General features: G+C 53.5%; 19 protein-coding genes, 1 pseudogene and 2 CRISPR repeat arrays. Of the genes and pseudogenes, 12 read left to right on the top strand and 8 right to left on the bottom strand.

Annotated features, from left to right (window positions below; translation table 11 throughout):
* Nucleotides 1-13: 13 nt before the first annotated feature.
* On the bottom strand, nt 14-883 hold the full coding sequence (locus tag JXQ78_RS13865) for a winged helix-turn-helix domain-containing protein (RefSeq protein ID WP_330631359.1): 870 nt from the start codon (nt 881-883) through the stop codon (nt 14-16).
* Between the two features lie 163 nt (nt 884-1,046).
* Here JXQ78_RS13865 and JXQ78_RS13860 point away from each other — a divergent pair, with 163 nt between their 5' ends.
* The 6 genes and pseudogenes from JXQ78_RS13860 to JXQ78_RS13835 all read left to right on the top strand — a co-directional run bounded on the left by JXQ78_RS13860 (nt 1,047) and on the right by JXQ78_RS13835 (nt 5,791).
* Entirely contained in the window at nt 1,047-1,577 is a 531-nt protein-coding gene (locus JXQ78_RS13860; protein ID WP_330631358.1) for an NUDIX hydrolase, read from the top strand.
* Between the two features lie 74 nt (nt 1,578-1,651).
* Nucleotides 1,652-2,110 carry a hypothetical protein gene (locus tag JXQ78_RS13855; protein WP_330631357.1) on the top strand — a complete coding sequence of 153 codons (459 nt, stop codon included), beginning with the start codon at nt 1,652-1,654 and terminating at the stop codon, nt 2,108-2,110.
* A gap of 540 nt (nt 2,111-2,650) precedes the next feature.
* Nucleotides 2,651-2,833, top strand: coding sequence for a hypothetical protein (locus JXQ78_RS13850; protein WP_330631356.1), 183 nt, complete (start codon nt 2,651-2,653; stop codon nt 2,831-2,833).
* A gap of 159 nt (nt 2,834-2,992) precedes the next feature.
* A pseudogene (locus JXQ78_RS13845) lies at nt 2,993-3,576 on the top strand (DUF7437 domain-containing protein).
* Nucleotides 3,577-3,838: 262 nt separating this feature from the next.
* A complete protein-coding gene (locus JXQ78_RS13840) occupies nt 3,839-4,687 on the top strand; it encodes a hypothetical protein (protein WP_330631355.1) in 849 nt (282 codons plus the stop codon).
* 579 nt (nt 4,688-5,266) lie between these two features.
* Entirely contained in the window at nt 5,267-5,791 is a 525-nt protein-coding gene (locus JXQ78_RS13835; protein ID WP_330631354.1) for a hypothetical protein, read from the top strand.
* 227 nt (nt 5,792-6,018) lie between these two features.
* Nucleotides 6,019-7,629: direct repeats of the CRISPR family, unit length 30 nt; unit sequence GCTTCAACCCAACTAGGGTACTGCTGTAAC.
* A 189-nt stretch (nt 7,630-7,818) separates the two neighbouring features.
* Here the strand turns inward: JXQ78_RS13835 and JXQ78_RS13830 are convergent.
* From JXQ78_RS13830 to cas6, 5 genes are all read right to left on the bottom strand, one after another.
* Complete coding sequence (locus tag JXQ78_RS13830; protein WP_330632835.1) at nt 7,819-10,611, bottom strand: CRISPR-associated endonuclease Cas3''; 2,793 nt, start codon at nt 10,609-10,611, stop codon at nt 7,819-7,821.
* An 88-nt stretch (nt 10,612-10,699) separates the two neighbouring features.
* A complete protein-coding gene (gene cas5b / locus JXQ78_RS13825; protein WP_330631353.1) occupies nt 10,700-11,530 on the bottom strand; it encodes a type I-B CRISPR-associated protein Cas5b in 831 nt (276 codons plus the stop codon).
* Between the two features lie 3 nt (nt 11,531-11,533).
* Nucleotides 11,534-12,616 (bottom strand): type I-B CRISPR-associated protein Cas7/Csh2, encoded by a 1,083-nt coding sequence (gene cas7b / locus JXQ78_RS13820; RefSeq protein WP_330631352.1) that lies wholly within the window; start codon nt 12,614-12,616, stop codon nt 11,534-11,536.
* A 5-nt stretch (nt 12,617-12,621) separates the two neighbouring features.
* Complete coding sequence (gene cas8b, locus JXQ78_RS13815; RefSeq protein WP_330631351.1) at nt 12,622-14,808, bottom strand: type I-B CRISPR-associated protein Cas8b/Csh1; 2,187 nt, start codon at nt 14,806-14,808, stop codon at nt 12,622-12,624.
* Nucleotides 14,808-15,623, bottom strand: coding sequence for a CRISPR-associated endoribonuclease Cas6 (gene cas6 / locus JXQ78_RS13810; protein WP_330631350.1), 816 nt, complete (start codon nt 15,621-15,623; stop codon nt 14,808-14,810). The genes cas8b and cas6 overlap by 1 nt, the downstream gene beginning before the upstream one ends.
* Nucleotides 15,624-15,971: 348 nt before the next feature.
* Between cas6 and cas4 the strand changes: the two genes are divergently transcribed.
* From cas4 to JXQ78_RS13790, 4 genes are all read left to right on the top strand, one after another.
* Complete coding sequence (gene cas4 / locus JXQ78_RS13805) at nt 15,972-16,529, top strand: CRISPR-associated protein Cas4 (RefSeq protein WP_330631349.1); 558 nt, start codon at nt 15,972-15,974, stop codon at nt 16,527-16,529.
* A gap of 4 nt (nt 16,530-16,533) precedes the next feature.
* Nucleotides 16,534-17,526, top strand: coding sequence for a type I-B CRISPR-associated endonuclease Cas1b (gene cas1b, locus JXQ78_RS13800; protein ID WP_330631348.1), 993 nt, complete (start codon nt 16,534-16,536; stop codon nt 17,524-17,526).
* Nucleotides 17,526-17,786 (top strand): CRISPR-associated endonuclease Cas2, encoded by a 261-nt coding sequence (gene cas2, locus JXQ78_RS13795; protein ID WP_330631347.1) that lies wholly within the window; start codon nt 17,526-17,528, stop codon nt 17,784-17,786. Before cas1b ends, cas2 begins: the two co-directional genes overlap by 1 nt.
* A gap of 102 nt (nt 17,787-17,888) precedes the next feature.
* Nucleotides 17,889-18,975: a CRISPR direct-repeat array (repeat unit 30 nt; unit sequence GTTACAGCAGTACCCTAGTTGGGTTGAAGC).
* A 370-nt stretch (nt 18,976-19,345) separates the two neighbouring features.
* Nucleotides 19,346-20,005, top strand: a complete 660-nt coding sequence (locus tag JXQ78_RS13790) for a hypothetical protein (protein ID WP_330631346.1) — start codon at nt 19,346-19,348, stop codon at nt 20,003-20,005.
* A 9-nt stretch (nt 20,006-20,014) separates the two neighbouring features.
* On the opposite strand, the gene JXQ78_RS13785 is transcribed toward JXQ78_RS13790, so the two are convergent.
* Nucleotides 20,015-20,215 (bottom strand): hypothetical protein, encoded by a 201-nt coding sequence (locus JXQ78_RS13785; protein ID WP_330631345.1) that lies wholly within the window; start codon nt 20,213-20,215, stop codon nt 20,015-20,017.
* 63 nt (nt 20,216-20,278) lie between these two features.
* Nucleotides 20,279-20,932, bottom strand: coding sequence for an FAD-binding oxidoreductase (locus JXQ78_RS13780; protein ID WP_330632834.1), 654 nt, complete (start codon nt 20,930-20,932; stop codon nt 20,279-20,281).
* Between the two features lie 375 nt (nt 20,933-21,307).
* Between JXQ78_RS13780 and JXQ78_RS13775 the strand changes: the two genes are divergently transcribed.
* A complete protein-coding gene (locus JXQ78_RS13775; RefSeq protein ID WP_330631344.1) occupies nt 21,308-23,071 on the top strand; it encodes a 2-oxoacid:acceptor oxidoreductase subunit alpha in 1,764 nt (587 codons plus the stop codon).
* The gene (locus JXQ78_RS13770) at nt 23,068-23,934 is read left to right on the top strand and encodes a 2-oxoacid:ferredoxin oxidoreductase subunit beta (protein WP_330631343.1); all 867 of its coding nucleotides are present in this window, start codon (nt 23,068-23,070) and stop codon (nt 23,932-23,934) included. Before JXQ78_RS13775 ends, JXQ78_RS13770 begins: the two co-directional genes overlap by 4 nt.
* The last annotated feature ends 49 nt before the right edge of the window (nt 23,935-23,983 follow it).

Raw genomic sequence — 23,983 nt, 5'->3', positions numbered from 1 at the left:
TCTGTTCTCCCAGCTATATAACCGAGGCAGACAGATCCTCCTCGATTTCGAGTTCGAGACGGTCACCGTCAAGTTCCAGCGCTAATCGGACGCGCCACGGATCGGACGAGAGCACCGTGGCGTTCTCTTCACGGAGCCACGGAAGTTCCCAAAACGGTGTTTCATCGAGGTCGATACCGTGGTCGTCGTGGAAGGCGATAACATCCGGATGAGAGAGAAGATACACACCGATCGAGGAGATGGAGCCCTCATCGCATCGTTCACAGACGTGCTCAATGCCGACTGTCTGATCCTCAAGTAGATGCTCGGATTCATCGGTCATCGAGCCGTGCATACGGCCGGTGCAGTTGAGACAGAAGCACTTTCTCACTGCCGAAAGGTGCGTCCGAATCCATCCGTCGAACGCCTGGGGAAGTTCCTCACGGGTGCGGTTCTCGAATGCGCCCGGCGGGAAGCCAAATGTCGAGATCTGGTCGTCGCAGGTCGGACAGGTGATGGTGACACGCTCCTGTTCGTACTGGGCCACCAGCGAGGCTCCACAAATGGGGCACGTCGCCTCAAGTTCAAACGATGTTGGAGTTCCACGCTGGGTGAACGTTCCCGAGAAGATAGCTCCGATGATCCGTCTCCCCGCATAGGTGAGTTCGTATCCGTCCTCCTCTGTCCGACGAACGAAACTGCCGACGAGCTTTCCGAGGTGATAGTTGAATTGGCCGCTATCGGCTACGTTGGTGCGTTCTCGCAGCGCAGAGAAAGAAAGCGACTCGTCGGGTGTCGCACCCAGTGCTCGGATGATAGCGATTCGTGTTTCGTCACCGAGAAGGGCGAAGGCGTCCTCAGGAGAAGTCCCGTTGGATTCGTCTTGCTCGGTTGAATCGGTCATGGTAGGAACCGCTACCCAAAGAAAGTTAACCCTGTTCTAAGTGTCCGACGTGTCAGTTCAGACGTGACCCCTGCGCTGCAGTAGTGATCCGGCTCCTTACGCTAGACCATATCGTATAACGCTCATCGAAACGTAGATCTGATGGGAAAATTTGTAGCGAGGTATGCAAAATCGCGATGAAATGTATGATTTTATCGACGCGGAGATCGAAAATCTCCGGAAAGAGTTCGGGAAATTTCCGGTGATTCGAGCCGAATCGGAAGACACCCCCGAACGGTTTGAACAGGGACGCCAAATGGCTCTCGACGGGTGGCGCGGCGACGCGGGGGTTCTTCCACGGGATGAAGACGGACGCTATCTTCTCATTCAGCACGAAAACAGCAAAGGAGAGTGGGGCGTGCCCGGCGGCGGTCACAAATCCGGGGAGACGATGGCAGAGACAGCTCGCCGCGAGTGCGAAGAAGAAACCGGCCACGTTTGTTCGTTGACTGGTGTAATCGCAGTTCGGATCAAAGCAATTCGACACGAAACGGACCCGGAGCAGACATTGCCCATGCTAACCGTCTGGTTCGAGGGGAGTACCGAATCCGGGACCCTGGCTTCCAGCGATGACGAAGTGGTTGCGATAGGATGGTTCGACGAACTCCCAGAAAACGTGTTCCACATCCTCGACGAGTACGTTTCTGCAGAGTGACTGGCAGTTGTAGGTTTCGGCGTTCAATAGTTTGTCCAATGGTAGTTAACCATCTGTAACAAGAAGTGAGTGGTATGAGTAGCGGAACGGATGACAATGGACGAGGTTGGGGACGCTTGCCCCGGGCACGTGATTTTGGAAAATTTTTGGTGCTTTACTTGACGCTTGCCACGATTTCGCTCGGAACGATAGTTGGTACGGGTGCGGTGGTTTCACCGGTATATATCCTCGTCGGCGTTCTTGGGGCTATGATTTTGCTTGGCATCTACCATTTTCTGGAAAACAATCGCCACCTGCAGGCGGCATACGGCGTCGTGATTCATCTCTCCATATTTGTATTGGCAATCCAAGAGATTCGAGGAAAATTAGCGATTGTGGTTGGACTGTGTCTCGGAACGATCGCTGTCGGCTACTGGCGAGGGTACGTATCAGCACATAGCAAATCGTCAGGGTTCGGTTCACCTGTGGGCGTTGTAGTTCAGAGTCCAGTGTATATCTATTCCAACTGCAAGCGTTGCCCAGTGGATAAGTGATATGTTTCATGCATTGCTGTGGTTGTGAACGTGGACGAGCCCTCGATAGCGGTCAGTGAGGTCCTGGATGGAACAGACGGACATTCAGTTCTCTTTGAAGCGTAACTCACAGTACGGCGAACCAGTATCTAGAGCATCTCATTTCAAACCGAACCGCACAGTTGCACAGTCTGTCATCCGCCAATCGGCAGGTTGCACCACAGTGTGGATGGGGGTTGGCAGTTCAGTAACTACTATTGAATTTGTTGCTAATAGGTTGTAGTATGATCACGAAATTATTCCCTACCCGCCAGTCCTCGTGTCCACAGTGTGGTGCATCGCCTGTGTATAGCGTTCCGTGGGCGAATGCGCTGTACACGTGCATAGACTGTGATGAAACGTTTAACAGATCAATGATCTAATCGTTATCTGGTAGGATGTACTGGATCTATCTCGTGTTTTGAATTGATCCGTCTGACACCCATAGATTTTCTCCTCGTTCAAAATATTTGATAGATTCGTAGAAACTGTTAGCAGACAGGCCTGTACGTCCGTACAACGATGTCAGCAGATAAACGCATTCTCGTGGCTGCAGAGACACTCCATGACATAATGGAACTGGGGGAACCCTACAACAATCTGTTGACGGAACTCGCCCAGTTGCGCCGCCGCCAGGAGTTAGCTGCTCGATTCGAGAAGATGGATGAGAGTCGTGCGGAGTTTGTACCCCTGGACGATGGCTGAGTATGTGGACTTGTTCCCGCCAGCTGTCGTTGCGTTCCTGGATGCAGCAGATGCGAAAACCGAGCGAATCGTTCGGGACCATCTCGGCTATTTAGCTAGTCATTCCTCAAAACTCAGACACCCTTAGTACGAATTATTTATAATCTGTAATCGATACAGATGGCCCAATCAGCAGCCCAGTCGAACGGCATGATCATCCGCGATTTTCTTTCAGTAGCGGATTTACTCGAACAGCCATCGCTGGCGCGTGTTTACACGTATCTCTATCTTGAGGGCGATAGCACTGTGGCTGAATTGATGGACGCTCTGGATCTTGCGCAGGAGACGGCTTACAGTTATGTAAATCGACTCACTTAGGCAGGGGTGCTGACGGTGACCGCTGACAGTCCACCAAAACGGTACCGTGCTGTTGATATCCAGCTGACCGTGTCTGGTGCAGATGACCGCACATACACGATCTCGCCAGCACTCATTGCGGCGGTGGCTCGTCGAACGACAGATGAGACGATCGATAGTACATTGATCGGCGAGGAATCCATGGTCTGGCGGTTGCGCTAACGTACACGATTTCGCGTGATCGGGGGGAAACCACCCACCGTCTCATAGCATCGGATCTGGATCTTTCACCACCGGGGGCGGAAGCCATTCTACAAGCGCTTCGGCCCGTTGCGCATGAATTTGTGCCAATTGAGGACTGGGGTGCATCGGTTGCGGATGTGGGTGACGCTGAGGAGCACGAGTGAGCCATCTCATCTGACAGCCAAGAAATTAATCAAGGTCTGAGATCTCAGTGTGGACAGTATGGATATCCACCAAAGCGTCTCTATACGTCCTCTGGTAGTTTGTTAAGAAACCAGTCATTCAGTTTCTTCAAAGTGTCTAAACACCGTTAGGTATTAATAGTGGTACTTTGATGTGGTATGTATACTCATCCGACTGGACAGAACCGGTTGCCCGGTTTCCCCAGACGTGTAGGACCACGTCCGAGGATGGGTTGGATCGAAAATGACTATCAAACCCAACGATAGCGACGGACGGAGCACAGATAATACTACTGATGGCAGCGATCTTGACGGCCTTCTTCCCGAGGCGTTTCGATCGTGGAAAGCCGAAATTGAGGACGCCATTGCCCGCAAGAATGCGCAGATCGAGCGCCAGAACACACAGATTGACGCTCTGCAATCACAGGTCGACGCTCAACAGGCAGAAATTGAAGCACAGCAATCGACGATCGACAGCCAAACAGCGGCGTTGCACCAGAATAAAACGAGAATTGCGGAACTGGAAGCCACAGTTGAAGCGCTCGAACGGGAGCAGACGGACTACCGCGAGTCGAACGAGCGCGATAAAGCCGATATCAGACAGGACGTGACCGAGAACACTCGCCAGACGGAGGCATCAGAGGCACACACCGAGGCCGTTGCACGGAAAGTCGAGACGCTTGATGGACGCGAGCAACGGACGCCACTGGAGCAGATCGTCCGCTTGCCGGAGGAGATTATTCATAAGGCGAAACTAACGGCCAACCAGCGACGAGCTCGGTCGATTGCCATGGAGATCGGTGAATTGTCCACTACAGTGCCGAAAGGAATGCGGCTGGATTCGACGACGATCAAAGACCAACTCAAACGGGAGTACGGTTCGGCGCACGACCAGACGGTTGCCCGAGTGATGGCGTTCCTTGATCGGCTGGGTGGTGAGCGAACGGAGGTGGTGCACACGGGCAAGGGCAAAGCGGTGATTTTCGACGACTGGCTCGCTAGACGCCTCCAGTCGGTTGAACAGTTCACTACTGAGGCCGTCGATCGCGTCCTCACGAACGTTGTGAGCGTGACTCCTAGGAAGGGCAGCTAAGGTGTGAGCAAGCGCTCTCCGATAGGAATCTATACAGGGAACACACCTTCGCACGAATGACGGTCGGTTTGGTAGTAGCAGCAGGTGTGAGGAGAGTTCCTATCGTTTCAAGGTTAGTTTTGTGAAATTTGGGTGCGCGAAGCGCGTTCGTCACGGTTGGCCGAGCACCCACTCACGACGAGTGTGAGTGAATCTGTCTAGTTTGTTAATTAGAATGGATTATTGTTTGTCTGGACCAGGAAGTTCAGAAGTGTACGAGTACACGCTGAGAAAGACGATCAAGGGAAATCACATATCTCCGTGGAAATCCAACACATACGAAAGTTTATAACCTAGTGGGTTGGCACAACCAATTGGGAATACCAGCCCGAGGCATGATCGCGTTTACCAAAGCGCGCCGGGTGTTGCAGCACCCGACGCTGGGATTCCCTGGAAAGGTTAACCCATGAAGGGAATAACGCTGCGGTACTGTAATCCTGTCGTATCGTCAATGACTAGCACACGCTGTACTCGCTGTGGCCAACCAGTGGCTCGTCCACGGGCGCATGCTACGGGCTGTCCGTCGTGGAGGGTTGGCTCGTGAGTCTCCCACAGTTCAGCTTTCGGACGGTAGATGGTCAGGTCAGCACGCTGGAGGGGATCGAGGATCGCGAGGAGCTTTCCTCTGCTGAGTTGCATCACGTCGTGGATATCGCCGAGAACTGCTGGTGTCGGCCCTGTCAATCAACGGAATGTACGCACTGTCGTCAAGTTGAGGAGGTGCTGGCGATTGCTGATCTGAGCGAGCGCTCTGGCGGTGGTTCGGATGAGTTGCCGTCGCTCGATCGGATCACACGATTTCGCTCGCAGGGGGAGACGATCTACACCGCCTGGTTCGACAATGATGCTCGGTTGCGTGCGCATGAACAGCGATCGGGGGACGTTACGCTGTTGGCGTTTTCTCCAGATCGTCCGGAGGATCCGGCTCGCGCACAGACACAAGATGAGGCTGTGTCTGCCGCGAGCTGTTTGCTAGAAGCCGTGGTTCCGTTCTGTGAGGCCCGATCAACTGAAGAACTTCCCGTAATCCTCCAGCTGTTAGTCTCTCCAGCGAACTGCGAGTAACCTCTACGACGGTATTTTTCGAAACAACGTGTGGCTAGAATCACCCACCGCGAGCGGAGCGAGCGGCCTTTTTCATCAACGTTTTTTCTATGCGTGGTGAGCGGAGCAAATCCAATATCGAAAAATAGAGGGCATATTATCGATACTCACGACAGAGTTGACACTTCAACTCAACTTGTGTCTTTCTGTAATCGGATGGCCTGGATCCCCAAAATGCAGTAGCAGTTTCTTCAATCCAACTAAGGTATTGCTGTAACAAACACTTCACGCTGGAGTTCTTTCCGTGGCGCCGTACTTCAACTCTACTAGGGTACTGCTGTAACCAGCAGCGCCGGAGATCATGACTCGACAGCCGGAGGCTTCAACTCCACTAGGGTACTGCTGTAACAAGAACAAGAATTATTGCGAGAGCGGGAGAGACGGCGCTTCAACCCAACTAGGGTACTGCTGTAACCAAGTCGGACGATTCGGCTTTATTCTCGTTGTTTCGGCTTCAACCCAACTAGGGTACTGCTGTAACGCTCGGGATCGGAATCTGAGTCATCAGCTGATGCCGCTTCAACCCAACTAGGGTACTGCTGTAACGATCCAGCCAATCAATAATCGAACTACTGTCGGTAGGCTTCAACCCAACTAGGGTACTGCTGTAACGTGGTTTCTGGTACGCCACGAAATCCCGATCGTAATTGCTTCAACCCAACTAGGGTACTGCTGTAACACTCGGTGAGAAGCCCTGATCGACGAGCGTTGTGCTTCAACCCAACTAGGGTACTGCTGTAACCAAAGGTCACAGTTTCTAAAGCGGAACTCAGAGGCAGCTTCAACCCAACTAGGGTACTGCTGTAACCGTCCGTTGTCAGATTCACATCCCGATTCCCAGATGTGCTTCAACCCAACTAGGGTACTGCTGTAACTCGCTGCCGACGATTTTCAGCGTGCCTTGCTCATCGCTTCAACCCAACTAGGGTACTGCTGTAACAATCTTTGATGACGAAGCGCCGCGAGAGCGATACCTGCTTCAACCCAACTAGGGTACTGCTGTAACTCTCTGTCCCCGGATTGACCATCGAAGGACACACTGTGCTTCAACCCAACTAGGGTACTGCTGTAACACTGCTCGTACTGCACGAGGCGATCGAGGTGGCCGTCGCTTCAACCCAACTAGGGTACTGCTGTAACCAGCCACGAAGTCGTCAGCCGTCGCCTGATCGGCGTGCTTCAACCCAACTAGGGTACTGCTGTAACCAGCCAAACGAGTTGCTTTCAGCAACTCGTTGTTTGCTTCAACCCAACTAGGGTACTGCTGTAACACGCCATGCAGGAAGTCGTGATGCGATGGTTGTGGTTGCTTCAACCCAACTAGGGTACTGCTGTAACATGTCGTGGGCTGAGGGTGATGTGCCGCTCGAATTCGCTTCAACCCAACTAGGGTACTGCTGTAACTAGCAGGTGATGACGATGAATGAGGAGCTTCCATGAGCTTCAACCCAACTAGGGTACTGCTGTAACGCCCGGCGGTGGTTTCCGTCAGACTCTTGGTCGACGCTTCAACCCAACTAGGGTACTGCTGTAACTCCAGCCGGAAGCTCCCCTCTTTATCCACTTGCAGTAGCTTCAACCCAACTAGGGTACTGCTGTAACTTTTGAATTTCTCTCGCGGAGATCATATGGTCCTCGCTTCAACCCAACTAGGGTACTGCTGTAACGAGCGTGGGATGTGGACGTGGTCGACGACGAACTTTGCTTCAACCCAACTAGGGTACTGCTGTAACCAGGTCAAGGTATGGCTCCACACGCGCGCCGTTGATGCTTCAACCCAACTAGGGTACTGCTGTAACCATGGCCGATTCACCGACCATATGGCTCCTAGAGGGTGATTTGTAACAAGTGTTTCCGTCGACCCGCAATTCTGTGTTACCCCCCGGGGGGTCGACGGAATCCGCTCTCCTAACAGAGTCGGCCAAGTATCTCGGAATCGTGTACGAGTCGATTTACTGGGAGATAGCTCCCGAAACGCTCAAATCGGTTTAATTGAAGGTAAATCGGCCAGCAAGCCCATCATCTTTGGTAACAATAAACCCGCCCGCTGCGACATCGTAGACCTCCTGCTCTCCGGCTGCTGAACAGGTAAGCACCGAGATACCATCCGCAGTGAATCCCGCTCGATTGAGTGTAGTCACTTGACTTCGAATGGTTTCAATATCTCGAACAGGGAGCGAAACACGGAGATCAGCCATCGATTTGAGGAGATCGAATCGCGAGGGGACCGCATCATTCACGAACGAATCGATCAGAGTTTGCAGCAGCGCTTTTTCAACAGCAGTCTCGGCTACAATCACATCGTACTGCTCATAATCGTCATCGATCAGTGTCGCCCGTTGTAGGTCCCCGGCTTGACACTGCTCAATCCACTGGACCAACTCCCGGTTTGCCAGCATTCCAACATCCAGCTGGCTGTAAAATTCTGGAATCGCAGTCCGCGTCAGAACATATTCTGGAACTGTTCCCGTCCCACAATCATCACTACAGTTTGTGAGAATCGACGCCACCATGGTGAGCAATGATTTTGGTTTATACACTGCAGTTGCTGGAATTACACTGGACCCCTCGATCGCACCGAGGGCCCAGACAGTGACCTTGCCGGCGCTATGCCCCCATTCGAATGATCGATTACACCGCCCAGCCGCCTGTACGATGCTATCCAACGGGGCAATATCACGATACACCCGAGCGAAGCTGATATCAACGCCGGCCTCGACCGCCTGCGTTGAGACAAAAACGAATGGAACACCAGCACGAGCGAGTACCGAGGCAATAGCCACGAAGGCACGCCGATCCCGTGGTCGTAGTCGTGAGGTGAATGTGCCAAGGAAAACAGTCCCTGTCGATGAGTTGGGGGCCCAGCGCTGTTTTGAGAGCGAAACGGAGTCGTCTCCGTCATCAACCCGCTGAAAACCGAGCTGTTCGAGTGTTTTTGCAGCTACATCCTCCGGATCCGGACGTTGATCTGGCGATAGATCATCGGTTACGGTCGGTGTGCACTCGTGGAGCGCCGCTCGATACGCTGATCCGATTCGCTGAATTTCCCTCCCGTCAGCGTTTGCACACGCTTGGACGGATTCAGTTAGTTGCTGGGTGCAGGCGACGGTATTACACACCGAGAGGACAGAGGTTCCGTCGGCAGCTCCCCTGATCGGATTGTCCATCGGTGACGTAGCACTCCCATACAGCCGTGCTGCTGCGGTCTCAACACTGAGCAGCTCGTCGGCTGTGGTTTTGAAACTGTGGACAGACGCGTCAATCGAGTACTCCACACGCTCTACGGCTCTGAAACAGGTTTCGACGAGCTGGGGCTCTGCAGAAGCAGACGGCCCCAAAAGTGAGATACTTTCGAGGGCTGGTGCATCAGTGAACAGCGATGGCTGGGTTGCAGTCATCGAAATCACATGCGCATTATACTGCTCAACTAGAAGCGTTGTGAGACGACGAATTGCCTCCCACCAGGGTTTTGGCAGCGTCTGTGGCTCATCGAGAATGATGATACTATTTGTCAGGGACGGTAGCTTCATACCTCCTGCATTTGTCGGAGAAACAAGACTTTCGAAGAGCTGGACGAACGTTGTGAGCGTTGTTCCCGAGCGCCAGCTTTCGCCAAGGAGTGCTGGATCGAAAAACAGCTGATCATCCGCAGCCTGATCACCGTCGAATTTGTTCTCAATTTTAGGATATGAGACCGTTTCGGAGAGATAATGATGGACAGTGAACGCAAGGCTCAATGGATCAGCGTCAAGAATGGCCGAATCCTCGAAGATCTCCCGTGTTTGTTCGATGATCGAGGTGTACGGAAGTGCGTACACTACTCGTGGTCGTGTCTCAGCTGCCAGTTCTGTGTGGCTAAGCGCATCCCGAATGGTGTATGCAGCAGTAATACCAGTGAACGTTTTCCCGAGTCCTGTGGGGAGTGTGAGAGTTGCCACATCCGCTGAGCTATCAACAAACTGCTCGGCATTGTCTCTGACCAGCCGGCGCACAGCCTCCCGGAGCTGATTTAACGATGCTTTCTCCGTCACATCTAGTTCCAGCGATGATGGGGTTGTGTTGGATGCGAGCTCCGGTGGCTCATCGCTATCCGACCGAAGTTCATCAATATGGTCCTCAAGTCCATCCAGCTCAAGGTGTGATGGTCGAAGAGCATCATTTTCGATTCCGCCAGCGCAGGTTTTGTCCGCGAGTGTGAGCACACTCCAGTGGTGGAGAACTCGATCATAGAGCTGCGAATCCAACTTTTCTGGGATTGGCTCTTCGGTGCCGTTTCTATGGCCCCGCTTGCCAACACAATCGATTATTGATTCGAACAACGATCCGTCATCTATTGCAGTCTTGAACGACTCCCATGACGCTGTTTCATGCGATGCCTTTCTGAGCAACGTGTCAGCAACCGTCCTGTTGGGTTCGGACGCATCGATATCTTCAATCTGTGGAACAGAGTATCGAGAGCCTTTCCCATCACCACGCTCTGATTTGGCGATTGTGAGAAGACGCTCCGCCGCATTCGGGAGGCGTCCATGGTGTTTGAAGACAGCGAGCATCCCGATCAGACACTCCTCACTGGAAGCGCCCATTCGATCCAGGGCATGAAAAACGGCAAAGCCACCCAATCGGGCATGGTATGTCATCTGCTTATTTTCTACGTATACGTCTCGGATATGGCGTTGAAAATCTAGAGCCACCTTTCCGATGTCGTGGAGAAACCCTTCGCATCGAAAAATATCCGTTCCAGTCACAGAACTATCGGACTTACAGCTGCTGAGTTTGGGCATTCGACTCCCAACGTCGCTGCCGTGGGCTATCAGCAACTCATCCATCCCATCCTCATTCCGTCGTGAGATGATTGCATCGTCCATTCTATCACCGAAACACGACCGTTCGGCCATCAATCTGGACTGGGGTGATAGCAGAAGTCCTCGCCTGGAGCGGGTCCCCGTTCGGAACGAAAGCGTAGTCAATGAATCCCGTAGTATGTCGACCCCCAGAATCAGTCGTCATGAATCCCGGAACCCGTTCGACGGCATAGGAAGTTTCAGGTGTCGGAATGATCGCATCGACACCGTCGGGGAGCACGGAGTCAATTGCGACAGTCTCACTTCCCGCTATACGAGCTGGTTCGTATTCGCCATGCCAGTCGACTGCGGCCAACAGCTCGGAGAGCCCCATTGTCGGTGTATAGTGGGAACAACCGTTGCGAAGCCGATGTCGTAAGGTGCCGTAGAACGCCGGATCTTCGACAGCCACATCGATGCGGTAGACTGGACTAACGAGATAATGATACCCGTGGAGCTGGCGGTTGTCAGTGCTGTCCGGAAATCTGACCTTCACCGTTCGCTGTCCAGTACCGCCGGCATCGTCGAACGTCTCGTCTGGATTGGTTCCGAGACCGAGTGATGGCAGTGCCATGGTCCGCAGCTCCGAGCACGCTTCGATAGCAATCGCAGACGAATCCGAGGCAAACACATCGTAGTATCCGTCACGGCCGACGCCGACGATAGCAGCCAACAGTCCCGCAATGGTCGTCCGTGGTGGGATTCGGTACGTTTGTTTTGTGACTGTCCGATCAATGCGCCGAAAGTGTCCCCAGTCGGCACGCACCGATAACGAGAGACATTTTGACGGAATGCCCTCGTCCGTGATCACTGGAGGGTCCCCAGCGGGATGTGCGTCCCCTTTAATCGCTACAGCCATCGGTTAGTCGCTCGCTGGTGGAAGCGTGCGTTCGAATTCGTCAAATACCTCGATGTGGTGGACAGACACGCTGCGCTCTTCGAGGAGTGTCGAAAGGTCTGCAGCGGTACCAACCCGATCGCCGTCGTAACTGATATCGAGATACTCGCTGCCGATTGTATGGACTGCCTCAATTCGATCGGCTGCGGCTGTGAGTCGATCCACACACGATGTCACATCGAGACAGACATCGGTGACATTCCGGATTGCGTCGTCGTCTAGCGGTTGGTCGTCCTTTCCGGCGGCCTCTCGGTCCAGGGTGAATCCGTTCTGGAGATCACCGATGTGATAGCCCGACTGATTGTATTCCACTCGTAGATAGAGGCGCGGTTCCTGGCCGACTTTGCTCCGTGAGATCGTCTGGTTTTTGATCGAACGCCAGCAGAGCGTGTCGAGTCGCTCAACGTCTACCTGTGTCAGCCCGGTGTCTGTGGCTCCGTTTTCGTTTACGAGCCCGTGGAACGGAAAGAGCCCGTATTTGATACGGTGGTCGTCAAGATCGAATCCCCCAACATCTTTGTCCTGTTTCGTAGAGATGACGCTGGTGAGTGAGTTCGTCTCCTCGTTTATCTGCACGGCGTTGAGTGACCGGGCAGGACTGAACTGGACAGGGCCCGTGTAGTTACCGCTGTTGAATCGATCTTTTATCTTTTTATGGAGATCATTCTCCGGATCCTTGTTAAAACTCAGCGTGGCCCCGAAATATCGAACATCGGTTGCCTTATCGAGAAAGGCACCACTGATGTCGTCGATGTCGTTAAGTTCTTCCTCACTCGTGATATCTCCAAGCACATCGAGCGCGAGTGCTGCTCGACTGCCGCTTACACCTTCCTCTGTTTTGCGGACAAAGACGCCGTGGCCGTCATCAATGAGCTGATCCCGCAAGTATCGTTTGAGGCGTACGTCAGTGATGGCCGCCTGCTCCGTAACTGGATCAATCCGTGGACGGTTCTCTCCGAGCGGGTTTCCGTTGGGATTGCAGTCTTGTGCGTCAATCAGGAAGACGATTTCAGAACGGTTCTGGACGGTGTTGTGTGGTGTCGTCATGAGTTTCAATTGTCTGTGTTTGATTCCAGGTCGATTCCTGCTTTGCTGGCGATTTGTTCCCGAAGGTCGAATGCTCTGCTGGTGGCTCGTTTTCCGTAGAGCTGTCCGAGCGCGAAATGGAACCGGAGATCTTCGGTTGGAAGCGTCCAGCCAATACCATCTGCCTCTTCCACTGTTTTCGGGAGCAGATCTTCGAGTTCGGGAAACAGTACCGTTCCCCGATGAGCGTCATCTGAAGCGTAGACACTGAGCTTGTGGATGAGTTCAGGAACGAGCCGTTTGATCCGTTTGGCGGTTATCCGTTCAGCTGGATGCTGAGCGAGAATAGTTCCCTCCATTCCTCGCTCGGAATTCTGGTATTGACCAAGCTGTCCGACCAGCACACCGACGAGAAACGCGGCTTGTCGCTGGGGTTCGTCTAACTCAGATCGGTTGGCAAGGAATGTATTGAGTCGATACTCTCGAAACACATCCAGGGGTCGTAGCTCTCCATCCGCAGTTAGAAAGTGTTCTACTGGTGGTTCTTCTGGACTGTTCGCCGTTGCTTCTGTTGATTCCATGAGTTTTGGGTATGCGTCTCGGCCAGTCAGTCGGCCTGTTCTTGCGAGTGCTCGAAGCTGTGTGAACTGTGCTTTGAGGTGGTTTTCGGACAGTCGTCCCTCCTCGTCCTTCCGACGCTCCTGGGCGAGGCGTTTGATATACTCATCCAGTAGTCGGTCAGCGGGAATGGGTTCTCCAGAAAGGAGTGCAAACGTCAGCCATTCACTGCTATCGTCGATTGCAGGATTATCGTCATTTGTCAACGCGACCGTCCCGAAGGTGTACCGCCCAGAGACGATCGACTTGACGGCGTCTGCGAGCTCTGTTCCCTGACTGTATGGACCCCAGTTATCCGGTTCATCAAATCCGGCAGCCGCGTCGAAGGAGCTGCTGTTGAGGACCTGGCAATGGGCGTTTGCTACGTTTCTAGCGGGCTGAATGGTTGCATCGGGAAGCTCGTGTAAGACATTGATGTCTCCGTTATCGTTCCGGAGCGAGATAACGTAAAACCGGAGCTCTCCGGTTCCTTCTTCGCTATCTTCGAGGAGTTCCTGTAAATGTGACAGGGTGGCTTGCGATTCGGACGGCGTTTCTTGAATTGCGTACTCAAGATCCTTCGCTCGAACAGGGTCCATACGCGTGTAGTACGGGATTGTATAGACGCTTCGCCCCCGCTGTGTTCTGCGACACTGCTCAATGAGCGATGCGCCCGATTGGATCAGTAGCGCCGCACTTGAAGAGACCGGATGTGAGCGCCACGCGTGTTCTGGTTTGAGTTCGTTAAATCTCTCGGTGTGCTGGATGGTGAACAGCGCAAGCGGATCTTCTGCTGTACCGAAGACCTCCGCTTCCTCGCCCGTTACGAGACACGTTCCTTCTCCGCGTGATGGGACGTCCGTATTTTTCTCTGCGAGTTTTTCGTTTTTCCGTGCCACCATTGCAGCGTTGAACACGTCGATTTGTCCCGGGTAGTAGTAACCATCCTCAGCCTCGCCAGTCGGTGGCGTAGCAAGTGCTTCGGGGTCAAGTTTGACAGCCACAGTGGCGACTACACGAGGGCTAACTCCGCTGGCCATCTGTGACGTTATCTCGGATTCGATCTCATTTTCGATTGTGTCGGTTGTACTGAGCTCCTGCAGTGCCTGAATGATCCATCCGTCTGGATGCTCCTCGGCAGTTTGTCCGACTGCTGGCTCGTTCCCACCAGCATTCGTCCACCGTCGGAGACAATCGACACAGTAGTTCATCACTGTGTTCCGATTAGACCCACCTCCTGCTCCCCTGCGAGTGATGCTATGATCGATCGCACGGCCCCATGGATAGCGGGAAAACCCAAGGTATGGAACTATTTCTCTCCGGAGGGGGCGTATATCGACGGTTTCCAGTGTCGGGGTGTCTCCAGTTACGTCGACGTGAACAGTCGCGAGTCGTTTATCTTCATCCTCTGATTGGACAAAGTCGTCCAATTCGTTGGGTGTGACGTAGAGCTGGTAGTCCTCTGGGATGATTGTGGTCTGTGTTTCCTCTTCGGACTGACTTGTATCGGGTGTTGCCTCGGCAATCATTCCATACAGTGTTTGAATGCGCCGAAGCGATGTTACCGAATCAAACGAACGGTGTTGGTCAAATGTCGACTCGTCGAACGCGCTCATTAGGACTGTCCTCTCGCAGTTGGGGCAGTTTCTCCAGGCGGGATGAGTTCGTCTTTGCGAACGTTTACAAATCCGAAACCCAGGCTGTTTCGCTCGGCAAGCCCGGCATCCAGAGCCAGATTCAGATGTCTGCGGTGGTCATCGTCCCGGACCGTGTATCCGAAGCGGAATTTGCTGAGGATGTACGTCTCTTCAACACCCTCGGTGACAGTGACGGGGAGCGGATACGTTTTGATGAGTTCGTACTCATCGAACAGTTCACCATCAACATCGCTTGGGCCTGGCAAGTGCTCGGGACAGAACAGACCGTGTTTTCGATCGAGATTGTTCTCCAACTGGTGTTTCAGTGGTTCGAGGGTATGTTCTGGTTTCCAGAACTCCGCACTGTTTGGTGGCGCATCGATGTCGTAGTCATCGAATCGCCATGGTGGTATCCGAACAACGAGTCCGGTTGCTGATTCGAGCACCCCCTGCGTTCCAGGTTCGCCGACATCGGTATGAACGCCGGTGATCTCCTCCACCGTAAACTGCATCTCTTTGATGTTGAACTCCCGATCTTCGATGAGATTCGCCCCGATAGCCCGGAGGATATCGTCGTCTGGAGAGGCTACAAGCACGTTCAGCTCATCACCCTCAGTGATAGGACCAAATGGGAACGGGTTGCTGAACGCTATTCCGGACGGCTCTCCTGAATCGTGAAGCTCACTGAATGCCGGATCCTCAAGTGCTCGCCAGACACGACCAGCAAGACCACGGTGGTAGGCTGTATTGTATCGGGCGTCTGCGCGGGCGCGAAGGCTGATTAAAAGACGCACATTGTATCACTCCACGTCATAAAATAATGGTCATCGTATCGGGCTTTAACTTCTTTCAATATATACTGAACTCAAGACAAGTAAATAAACTCTTTAGATATAACTATCTTGGATACAAATAAGAATTCGAATCATTACTACTATATAAGAACTAAAATTGCACTCAAAATAGCCATTGAGAACGCCATATCGATACTAACTTATAACCTAGGTTCATAAAAAATATCATATAATAAATATAGTTTTATATTATATTATTCTTTATTATGGGATATAGTGTTGGTTAATATCTCAATATCGTAGTATTATTACTAAAAATATAGATATAAACATATTGAATGATGAATTATGGATCAAAAAGAAATTGGGCTGCTTGAGGAGTTTATTAAAGCAGAACGAGATCCACACACAGAGCCAGTACAGCGAATAACCGGTCTCATGGTACAGTACTACGAAGTCTGCAAACGAGAGCTCTGGTTCATGGCTCAAGGCATCGACATTGACCGAGGAGCTGCAAATATCCGCCGTGGAACCCATGTTGACGAAACGAGCTATCGGGATAAGCGAGAATCGTTTCAGGTGAATGGACGTATCGCAATTGATGTGCTTGATTCGGGGGATATCATGGAAGTAAAGGTTTCATCAAAGCTTGAGGAACCGGCGCGACTGCAACTTCTGTATTATCTATGGTATCTCGATGAGATACTTGACATCGAACGTGATGGTGTTCTAGCATATCCTCGAGAGAGAAAACGAGAACAGGTCACACTGACCTCCGAAAACAGAGATCGTATCGAAGCCGTTCTGCGGGGGATTCTGGAAGTCCTTAGTCGAAATACCCCACCTGCGCTTGAGAAAAAGCCAGTCTGTGAGGCGTGTCTCTACCAGGACCTGTGTTGGATGTGATTCCATGCATAATAACCACCATATCTTCGCGGATGGCGATCTCGGCCGGAGTGAGAATACACTTCGCATTGATCGGCTGGATAACGATCCAAAACATTTAGCAGTCGAAAGTTTGGATTCGCTCTATCTACATGGTCAGTTGACGTTTAATACACGGGCATTAGGGTTGCTCAACGAGCACGGCGTTCCGGCTCACGTCTTCGGATGGAATGATTATTATTGTGGTTCATATCTTCCGAAGCGCTCTCACGTGTCTGGAAACACCGTCGTTGAACAGGTACGCGCGTATGAGGATGCGGACCGTCGGCTGTCGATTGCAACGGACATCATCGCAGCAAGCATTCACAATATGCGTGTGAATCTTCGGTATTACAACACCCGAGGACATGATTTCACAGAAAGCATTGCTGAGCTCGATGCTCTCAAGGATCGAACGCAGACCGAGTCAGATATAGAGTCTCTTCGTGGCGTTGAGGCGCTCGCACGAAAGGAGTACTACACCTGTTTCGATGCAATTCTTCGTGACCCATTCGAGCTCATCCGACGCGAGTATAATCCTCCCTCGAACGAGGCCAACGCGTTACTGTCGTATCTGAACGCAATGACCTATACGACGTGTGTCTCCGCGATTCGGAAGACAGCGCTCGATCCAACGATTGGCTTCATGCACGAGCCTGGTGAGCGACGATTCACGCTCTCACTTGATATTGCAGACATCTTCAAGCCGATACTCGCTGATCGAGTAATGTTCCGGCTGGTGAATCGCCAGCAGCTTTCATTCGATGACTTCGAGGATGAGTTAGATGGCTGTCTCCTCACTGAAGAAGGCCGTGCCAAGGTACTCGGAGAGTACGAAGATACGCTTGACAAAACTGTCAAACATCCTCGTCTCTCGCGCCACGTGAGCTATAAAACACTCATCCAGACGGATGTGTATAGTCTGAAGAAACACATTCTCACTGGCGAGGACTACCACCCGACGGAGCGCTGGTGGTGATGTTCGTACTGATTGTCTATGATGTTCCAGCCGGTCGAACCCGGATCTATCGCAAACTGCTCCGCACTCGACTTGAACACATCCAACAATCTGTGTTTTATGGTGATGTCACACCGGGACAGCTGGTCGATATCAAGCATGATATTGAACAATCCTTAGAAGACGATGATGCAGTGATTGTGTTCGAAGCAGATACGGTTGGGTTCGTCGATCACACTACTTACGGTGACGGAACCGAACCTGGTTGCCGATTTACGTAATGTTCCGTCGACCCCCCGGGGGGTAACACAGAATTGCGGGTCGACGGAAACACTTGTTACAAATCACCCTCTAGGAGCCATATGGTCGGTAAATCGGCCATGGTTACAGCAGTACCCTAGTTGGGTTGAAGCAACCACAAAATGCCCAGAATGCGATGATAGTCTAATGTTACAGCAGTACCCTAGTTGGGTTGAAGCTGCTGTCGAAGTGGAGGACCAGTTTGATCTATCGGGTTACAGCAGTACCCTAGTTGGGTTGAAGCACCTTCGTCGCCGTGTCTGGCCTGGCGAGCATGAAGCGTTACAGCAGTACCCTAGTTGGGTTGAAGCATCCGGTCGCCAGTCTCGAAGCCCATGATGTCCGCGTGTTACAGCAGTACCCTAGTTGGGTTGAAGCAAAAGATCGAATCTGGAATGCAGCCCTCTCGATGGCGTTACAGCAGTACCCTAGTTGGGTTGAAGCAACCACAGAAACGGGAAACAAAGGCGTTTCAACAGGTTACAGCAGTACCCTAGTTGGGTTGAAGCGAACGTTCCATCCACACTGAGATGGCCGTCATAGGCCGTTACAGCAGTACCCTAGTTGGGTTGAAGCGGCTTTGCGGTCCCTGATCCCTCGGGAGAGCTGGTGGGTTACAGCAGTACCCTAGTTGGGTTGAAGCGATATCTGTGAGCAGGTCGATTATCTGACGGACTTGTTACAGCAGTACCCTAGTTGGGTTGAAGCGGACTGACTGAAGAAGGATCCGACATTGCAGAGGGAGTTACAGCAGTACCCTAGTTGGGTTGAAGCAAATCGTCCAGCAACGTCCCTCAGGGCCTTCAAATTGGTTACAGCAGTACCCTAGTTGGGTTGAAGCTCCTGTTCCATGACGACTAATGGCTTCCTTCTCAGTGGTTACAGCAGTACCCTAGTTGGGTTGAAGCAAAGACAACTCCGCGCGTGATGTCAAAAGCTCCCGAAGTTACAGCAGTACCCTAGTTGGGTTGAAGCATTCAGTTGCTCCCAGCCGGCTCGGAGTTCCTCAGGTTACAGCAGTACCCTAGTGGAGTTGAAGCGGACAGAGAGTAGTCATCGGATTCAATGTAGTGGAGTTGCAGCAGGACCCTAGTTGGATTGAAGCAGGATTTCCTGGATTCCCACGGCGTTCTCAGGCGTGTTACAGTAGGACCTTAGTTGGGTTGAAGCGCAGTCGGCTTTCGTCCATATTGAGCTGCCTCAATTATTCCAGAAGGATCCTTGGTGGGTTGAAGCCGACCAACGATATAACTTGCTGTCCAAGAGACATACGGTTACAGCAGGACCCCGAACTACAACTGACCACCCAATAAAATTACGTCGCCACTAATAGAGAGCTACAGAATTCGACGAAAAGCCACCCGACCGCATCTGCTACTCAAACGTTTCGCTTGACACCAAGCGCCCACCAGAAGCTAATTCAAAATCATCTCTCTCCATCACACCACCCTTACACACAATTGGAATAAATTTAATAATATAGCATAACGAATTATAGTCACAACCACATGAACAAGCGACACACAGGAGTGACGAGCCGATGGTCCAGCTAGGACTGCGCGACGGCGAGTTCGTCATGGCCACAGAAGCGGACGCAGACGACCAGATAGCCTGCGTCAGCTGCCAGACTGATCTGACGCTCATCAAAGGCCACGAGCGCATGGACACGACTGTCGACCCCCATTTCCGACACACGGACACCACGCACTGCACGCTCGCTGCTGATGGAGAGCAAACGGAGGACCCAGAGGACTCCTGGGCAACGATCCGAACGGCGTGGTTGAGCAAGCCAACCGATGGCCGCCAGCGCTATCTGCGATACGCAAAAGCCCCATCCGGCGCGCACTGTCTGCTCTTACACAACACGATGGACGATGCGCCCTCAGAAACAGTCTGTGTGAGAACACCCGACACGAGAGCGCTCGAACGCGTGTTCTGGCTGTTCGAACGCGCCAATGCCAACGACGAAACCGAAGGCTGGCAAACGATCGGCACCATCGGCCTCTCGAGTCCAGATCAGGCAAACGCCGCGTGGTTGACGCTGAAATCCCCACCGTCGGATCGATTCGCGTTTCAACTGACGAAATGGTCGGGACTCAACGACGTTGAAAACGTCTTTGGGGGCTTTTTCTGGACCGAATCGCGGATTGAACACCTCAGAACGTTCTTCTATGACATCATCGAACTCGACAGCGAGTGACCGATCCAATCAGCGCTCGCCCACAAGCTCCGTCTCATCAATCGGCAACGCTGCAAGACCGCCGCCATCCTCGCCACACATTGCGTACACCACCACTCCTGCCTCCTCGTCGACCACCCGCTCGACCGTCGTCCCATCGCCTGTGTCGAGCTCACTCGTCGGAACAAAACCACCGCGGGACGGGCGGGCGCTGCTCGTGAAGGGCCACATGCACACTGCTCATTTCTCCAACCTATTAATTATATTGACAATTTATTTGAGTTGATCGCCGAGTCACTCCTCGGGAGCCGGACCGAAGCTCTCCACTTTGGCTCCATCAGCGTCGAGACCGGCTCCAGTCAGCCCGTCGGTCGCGAGATCAAGAAACGGCGCAAAGCCATACACGAACACCTGGGGGTCGAGTTCGGCTGCGACAGAATCGATCGCATCCTCCAGTGCGTCGCCATTGCTGACGACGAACACCGACACGCCAGCGTCCGAAAGCGCACCCAGGCGCTGTTCGTGAATCGGCTCGTCGTCGAGATAGACAATCGCCGCAGAGCCCCCATCATCGATCGTTCGTTCGGCGATTCCAACGGCCGGACCCACACCCGGACCGCCCGCGAGGACGAGCGTTTCGGATTCACCCGCATACGCTGCGTCGCCGAATGGACCCGCCACGTCAATCTCATCACCCACCGAAAGTTCGGCGAGCGTCGGACCAAGCTCACCAGCAGGATCGATCGTCAGCGTGATCTCGAACGTCTCCTCGATCGCAGGGGAGGAAATGGTGTAAAACCGAGAGACGGGTTCGTCGTCAACCGTCACCGTCAGCTTCACGAACTGGCCCGGATTGGCCTCGAACTCTGCTGGCGTTGTCAGTTCGATTGCAATCGCATCGGTTCCAACCGGCTCCACTGACGATACCGTCACTGTCGTGGCGTCCATACCCATCTTCGTCGGCCCATACTCGTAGGTCCATCGCACTCGGTTCGTATCCGCCCAGTTCGGATACGCCAATTCGTATAGTAACATCACCCACACGGATACTGTGCATACGGCCACAGCTCCCACAGGAGACACAGCCCACAGATAATACTCAGAAATAATATATGAATGATTGTGCCAAGGCGATAATTATAATGAGTGAAACAATCAACCGTGGCTAAAAAACTCGAATTTAGCGGTTCTGAGAACAGAGCGCCACCATGAGAAGGGACTACCACCGTTTGGACAGTGTGACAACATTCTGTTGCATTGAGTACTGTGGATATTAAGCATTCAGAAGCCTTTTGCACGGGCGAGAGGTACGTTTGAACCAGTATGCACGAAGATCTCAATTGGGCCATCGGCGGGGAAGCCGGCGATGGCATCGATTCGACGGGGAAAATCTTCGCTCAGGCCCTCTCACGGGCGGGCCGGCACGTATTCACCTCCAAGGATTTCGCCTCACGAATTCGTGGCGGATACACGGCGTACAAAGTACGAACGTCCGTTGAGAAAGTCGAAAGTGTTGTCGACCGACTCGACATCCTCATCGCGTTGACACAACGGACGGTCGAGGAGAACATGGATGAGCTCCAGGAAGGCAGCGTTATCATCTACGACGGCGAGCGGACGACGATGCAGGACCTGGAGATTCCCGACGGAATGATCGGTCTCGACGTTCCGTTGAAGAGCCTGGCCGAAGACGCCGGCGGTGCGATCATGGCGAACGTCGTGGCGCTCGGTGTGGCGTGTGAGGTCGCCCAGTTCCCCATCGAGAACCTTGACGAATCGCTCGAGAAGCGATTCGGCTCGAAGGGGAGCTCGATCGTCGAAAACAACAAAGAGGCGGCCCGACTCGGCCAGGAGTACGTCGAAGAGAACTACGACCACGACTTTGGCTTCGAGTTGGAGACGACTGACAACGACTACGTGCTGCTGAACGGCGACGAGGCGATCGGCATGGGCGCGCTGGCGGCCGGCTGTCGGTTCTACGCCGGCTACCCGATCACGCCTGCGACGAACGTGATGGAGTATCTGACCGGCCGCATCGAGCGCTACGGCGGTACCGTGATCCAGGCCGAAGACGAGCTATCCGCGATCAATATCGCCCTGGGCGCTGCTCGTGCTGGTGCACGGTCGATGACCGCAACCTCCGGACCAGGAATCGACCTGATGACCGAGACGTTCGGTCTCGTTGCGACTACTGAAACGCCACTGGTGATCGTTGATGTGATGCGTTCGGGTCCATCGACCGGGATGCCGACCAAACAGGAGCAAGGCGACCTGAATCAGCTCCTCTACGGTGGCCACGGCGAGATTCCCCGCTTCGTGCTCGCGCCGACGACGGTGGCTGATTGTTTCCACAAGACCGTCGAGGCGTTCAATCTGGCAGAGAAATACCAGATTCCTGTCTACGTGGCGAGCGACCTCGCACTCGCCGTTACCGAGCAGACGTTCGCCCCTGAGGAGTTTGCCATGGACGAGATCGAAATCGAGCGTGGCAACGTCGTCGACGCCGACGATATTGAAGCGTATCAGAACGAGAAAGGACAGTTCCAGCCACACCTGGCCACTGATGACGGCGTCAGCCCGCGGACGTTCCCCGGAACGAGTGGCGGTGCACACATGACGACCGGGCTCGAACACGACGCGCTCGGACGCCGGACCGAAGACACCGAGGTGCGACTCGAGCAGGTCCACAAACGGGATCGAAAGGTCGAAACCGCAAAAGATCGCGAAGCGTGGACGTACACGGAATACGGTGACGCAGACGCAGACACGCTCGTTCTTTCGTGGGGATCGAACGAGGGAGCGATCCGAGAAGCACTTTCGTTCCTCGATGAGGAGGAAATTTCCGTCCGGTTCCTCTCGTGTGCATACATGTTCCCGCGTGCCGATCTCACCGAGGAGATCGAGGACGCAGAGAACGTTATCGTGGTCGAATGTAACGCCAATGGCCAGTTCGCCAACCTCATCGAACGCGACACCCTGACGCGTGTTGAGCGCATCAACAAGTACAACGGCGTTCGATTCAAGGCCGACGAACTCGCCACCGAGATCAAAGATGTGCTCGCGACGGGCACGGAGGTGACAGCATGAGCTCAGACGTTCGCTTTACTGATTTCAAATCCGACAAGCAACCGACCTGGTGTCCCGGCTGTGGTGACTTCGGGACGATGAACGGCATGATGAAAGCGCTCGCCGAAACCGGCAACGATCCCGACAACACGTTCATCGTCGCCGGCATCGGCTGTTCGGGCAAGATCGGCACGTACATGCACTCGTATGCGCTTCACGGCGTCCACGGGCGTGCGCTTCCGGTCGGCGTCGGCGTGAAAGCCGCAAATCCCGATCTGGAAGTGATGGTCGCCGGCGGTGACGGCGACGGCTACTCGATCGGTGTGGGGCATTTCATCCACGCCGTTCGCCGGAATCTGGACATGACGTACGTCGTCATGGACAACCGGATCTACGGACTGACCAAAGGGCAGTTCTCACCAACCAGTCGAGAAGATTTCGAGACCTCGACCTCACCTGAGGGACCACAGCAGTCGCCGGTTAACCCGCTTGCGCTCGCGCTGGCTGCCGGTGGCTCATTCATCGCCCAGTCCTTTTCCTCCGATGCCCAGCGCCACGCAGAGATCGTCCAGCAGGCCGTCGAACACGACGGCTTCGGGTTCGTCAACGTCTACAGTCCGTGCGTGACGTTCAACGACGTTGATACGTACGACTACTTCCGCGACTCGCTCGTCGATCTCGGCGATGACGATGAGTTCGATCCGACGGATTACGACCAGGCAACCGAGGTCATCCTTGACAACGACAAGGAGTACCAGGGCGTGATCTACAAGGACGAAGACAGTGTTCCGTACAACGAATCGCACGGATTGACCGAGAACTTATCCGAGATTCCCTCGAAGCCCCCAGAAGACGCCATGGATCTCGTCAGAGAGTTCTACTGACTGTTAGCGATCGAAGCGGCTGTTTTGCTATTGCTATCGCACTGGATCA

This window comes from Halocatena halophila, from assembly GCA_027563145.1.
GTDB lineage: Archaea > Halobacteriota > Halobacteria > Halobacteriales > Haloarculaceae > Halocatena > Halocatena halophila.
The sequence above is the reverse complement of the archived record's forward strand: the minus strand, read 5'-3'. Positions and strand labels throughout refer to the sequence as shown.

Coding starts and splice junctions, on each gene's coding strand:
- JXQ78_RS13865 (WP_330631359.1), bottom strand. CDS start 883: ATGACCGATTCAACCGAGCAAGACGAATCCAACGGGACTTCTCCTGAG.
- JXQ78_RS13860 (WP_330631358.1), top strand. CDS start 1,047: ATGCAAAATCGCGATGAAATGTATGATTTTATCGACGCGGAGATCGAA.
- JXQ78_RS13855 (WP_330631357.1), top strand. CDS start 1,652: ATGAGTAGCGGAACGGATGACAATGGACGAGGTTGGGGACGCTTGCCC.
- JXQ78_RS13850 (WP_330631356.1), top strand. CDS start 2,651: ATGTCAGCAGATAAACGCATTCTCGTGGCTGCAGAGACACTCCATGAC.
- JXQ78_RS13840 (WP_330631355.1), top strand. CDS start 3,839: ATGACTATCAAACCCAACGATAGCGACGGACGGAGCACAGATAATACT.
- JXQ78_RS13830 (WP_330632835.1), bottom strand. CDS start 10,611: ATGCCCAAACTCAGCAGCTGTAAGTCCGATAGTTCTGTGACTGGAACG.
- cas5b (WP_330631353.1), bottom strand. CDS start 11,530: ATGGCTGTAGCGATTAAAGGGGACGCACATCCCGCTGGGGACCCTCCA.
- cas7b (WP_330631352.1), bottom strand. CDS start 12,616: ATGACGACACCACACAACACCGTCCAGAACCGTTCTGAAATCGTCTTC.
- cas8b (WP_330631351.1), bottom strand. CDS start 14,808: ATGAGCGCGTTCGACGAGTCGACATTTGACCAACACCGTTCGTTTGAT.
- cas4 (WP_330631349.1), top strand. CDS start 15,972: ATGGATCAAAAAGAAATTGGGCTGCTTGAGGAGTTTATTAAAGCAGAA.
- cas1b (WP_330631348.1), top strand. CDS start 16,534: ATGCATAATAACCACCATATCTTCGCGGATGGCGATCTCGGCCGGAGT.
- cas2 (WP_330631347.1), top strand. CDS start 17,526: ATGTTCGTACTGATTGTCTATGATGTTCCAGCCGGTCGAACCCGGATC.
- JXQ78_RS13790 (WP_330631346.1), top strand. CDS start 19,346: ATGGTCCAGCTAGGACTGCGCGACGGCGAGTTCGTCATGGCCACAGAA.
- JXQ78_RS13785 (WP_330631345.1), bottom strand. CDS start 20,215: ATGTGGCCCTTCACGAGCAGCGCCCGCCCGTCCCGCGGTGGTTTTGTT.
- JXQ78_RS13780 (WP_330632834.1), bottom strand. CDS start 20,932: ATGGACGCCACGACAGTGACGGTATCGTCAGTGGAGCCGGTTGGAACC.
- JXQ78_RS13775 (WP_330631344.1), top strand. CDS start 21,308: ATGCACGAAGATCTCAATTGGGCCATCGGCGGGGAAGCCGGCGATGGC.
- JXQ78_RS13770 (WP_330631343.1), top strand. CDS start 23,068: ATGAGCTCAGACGTTCGCTTTACTGATTTCAAATCCGACAAGCAACCG.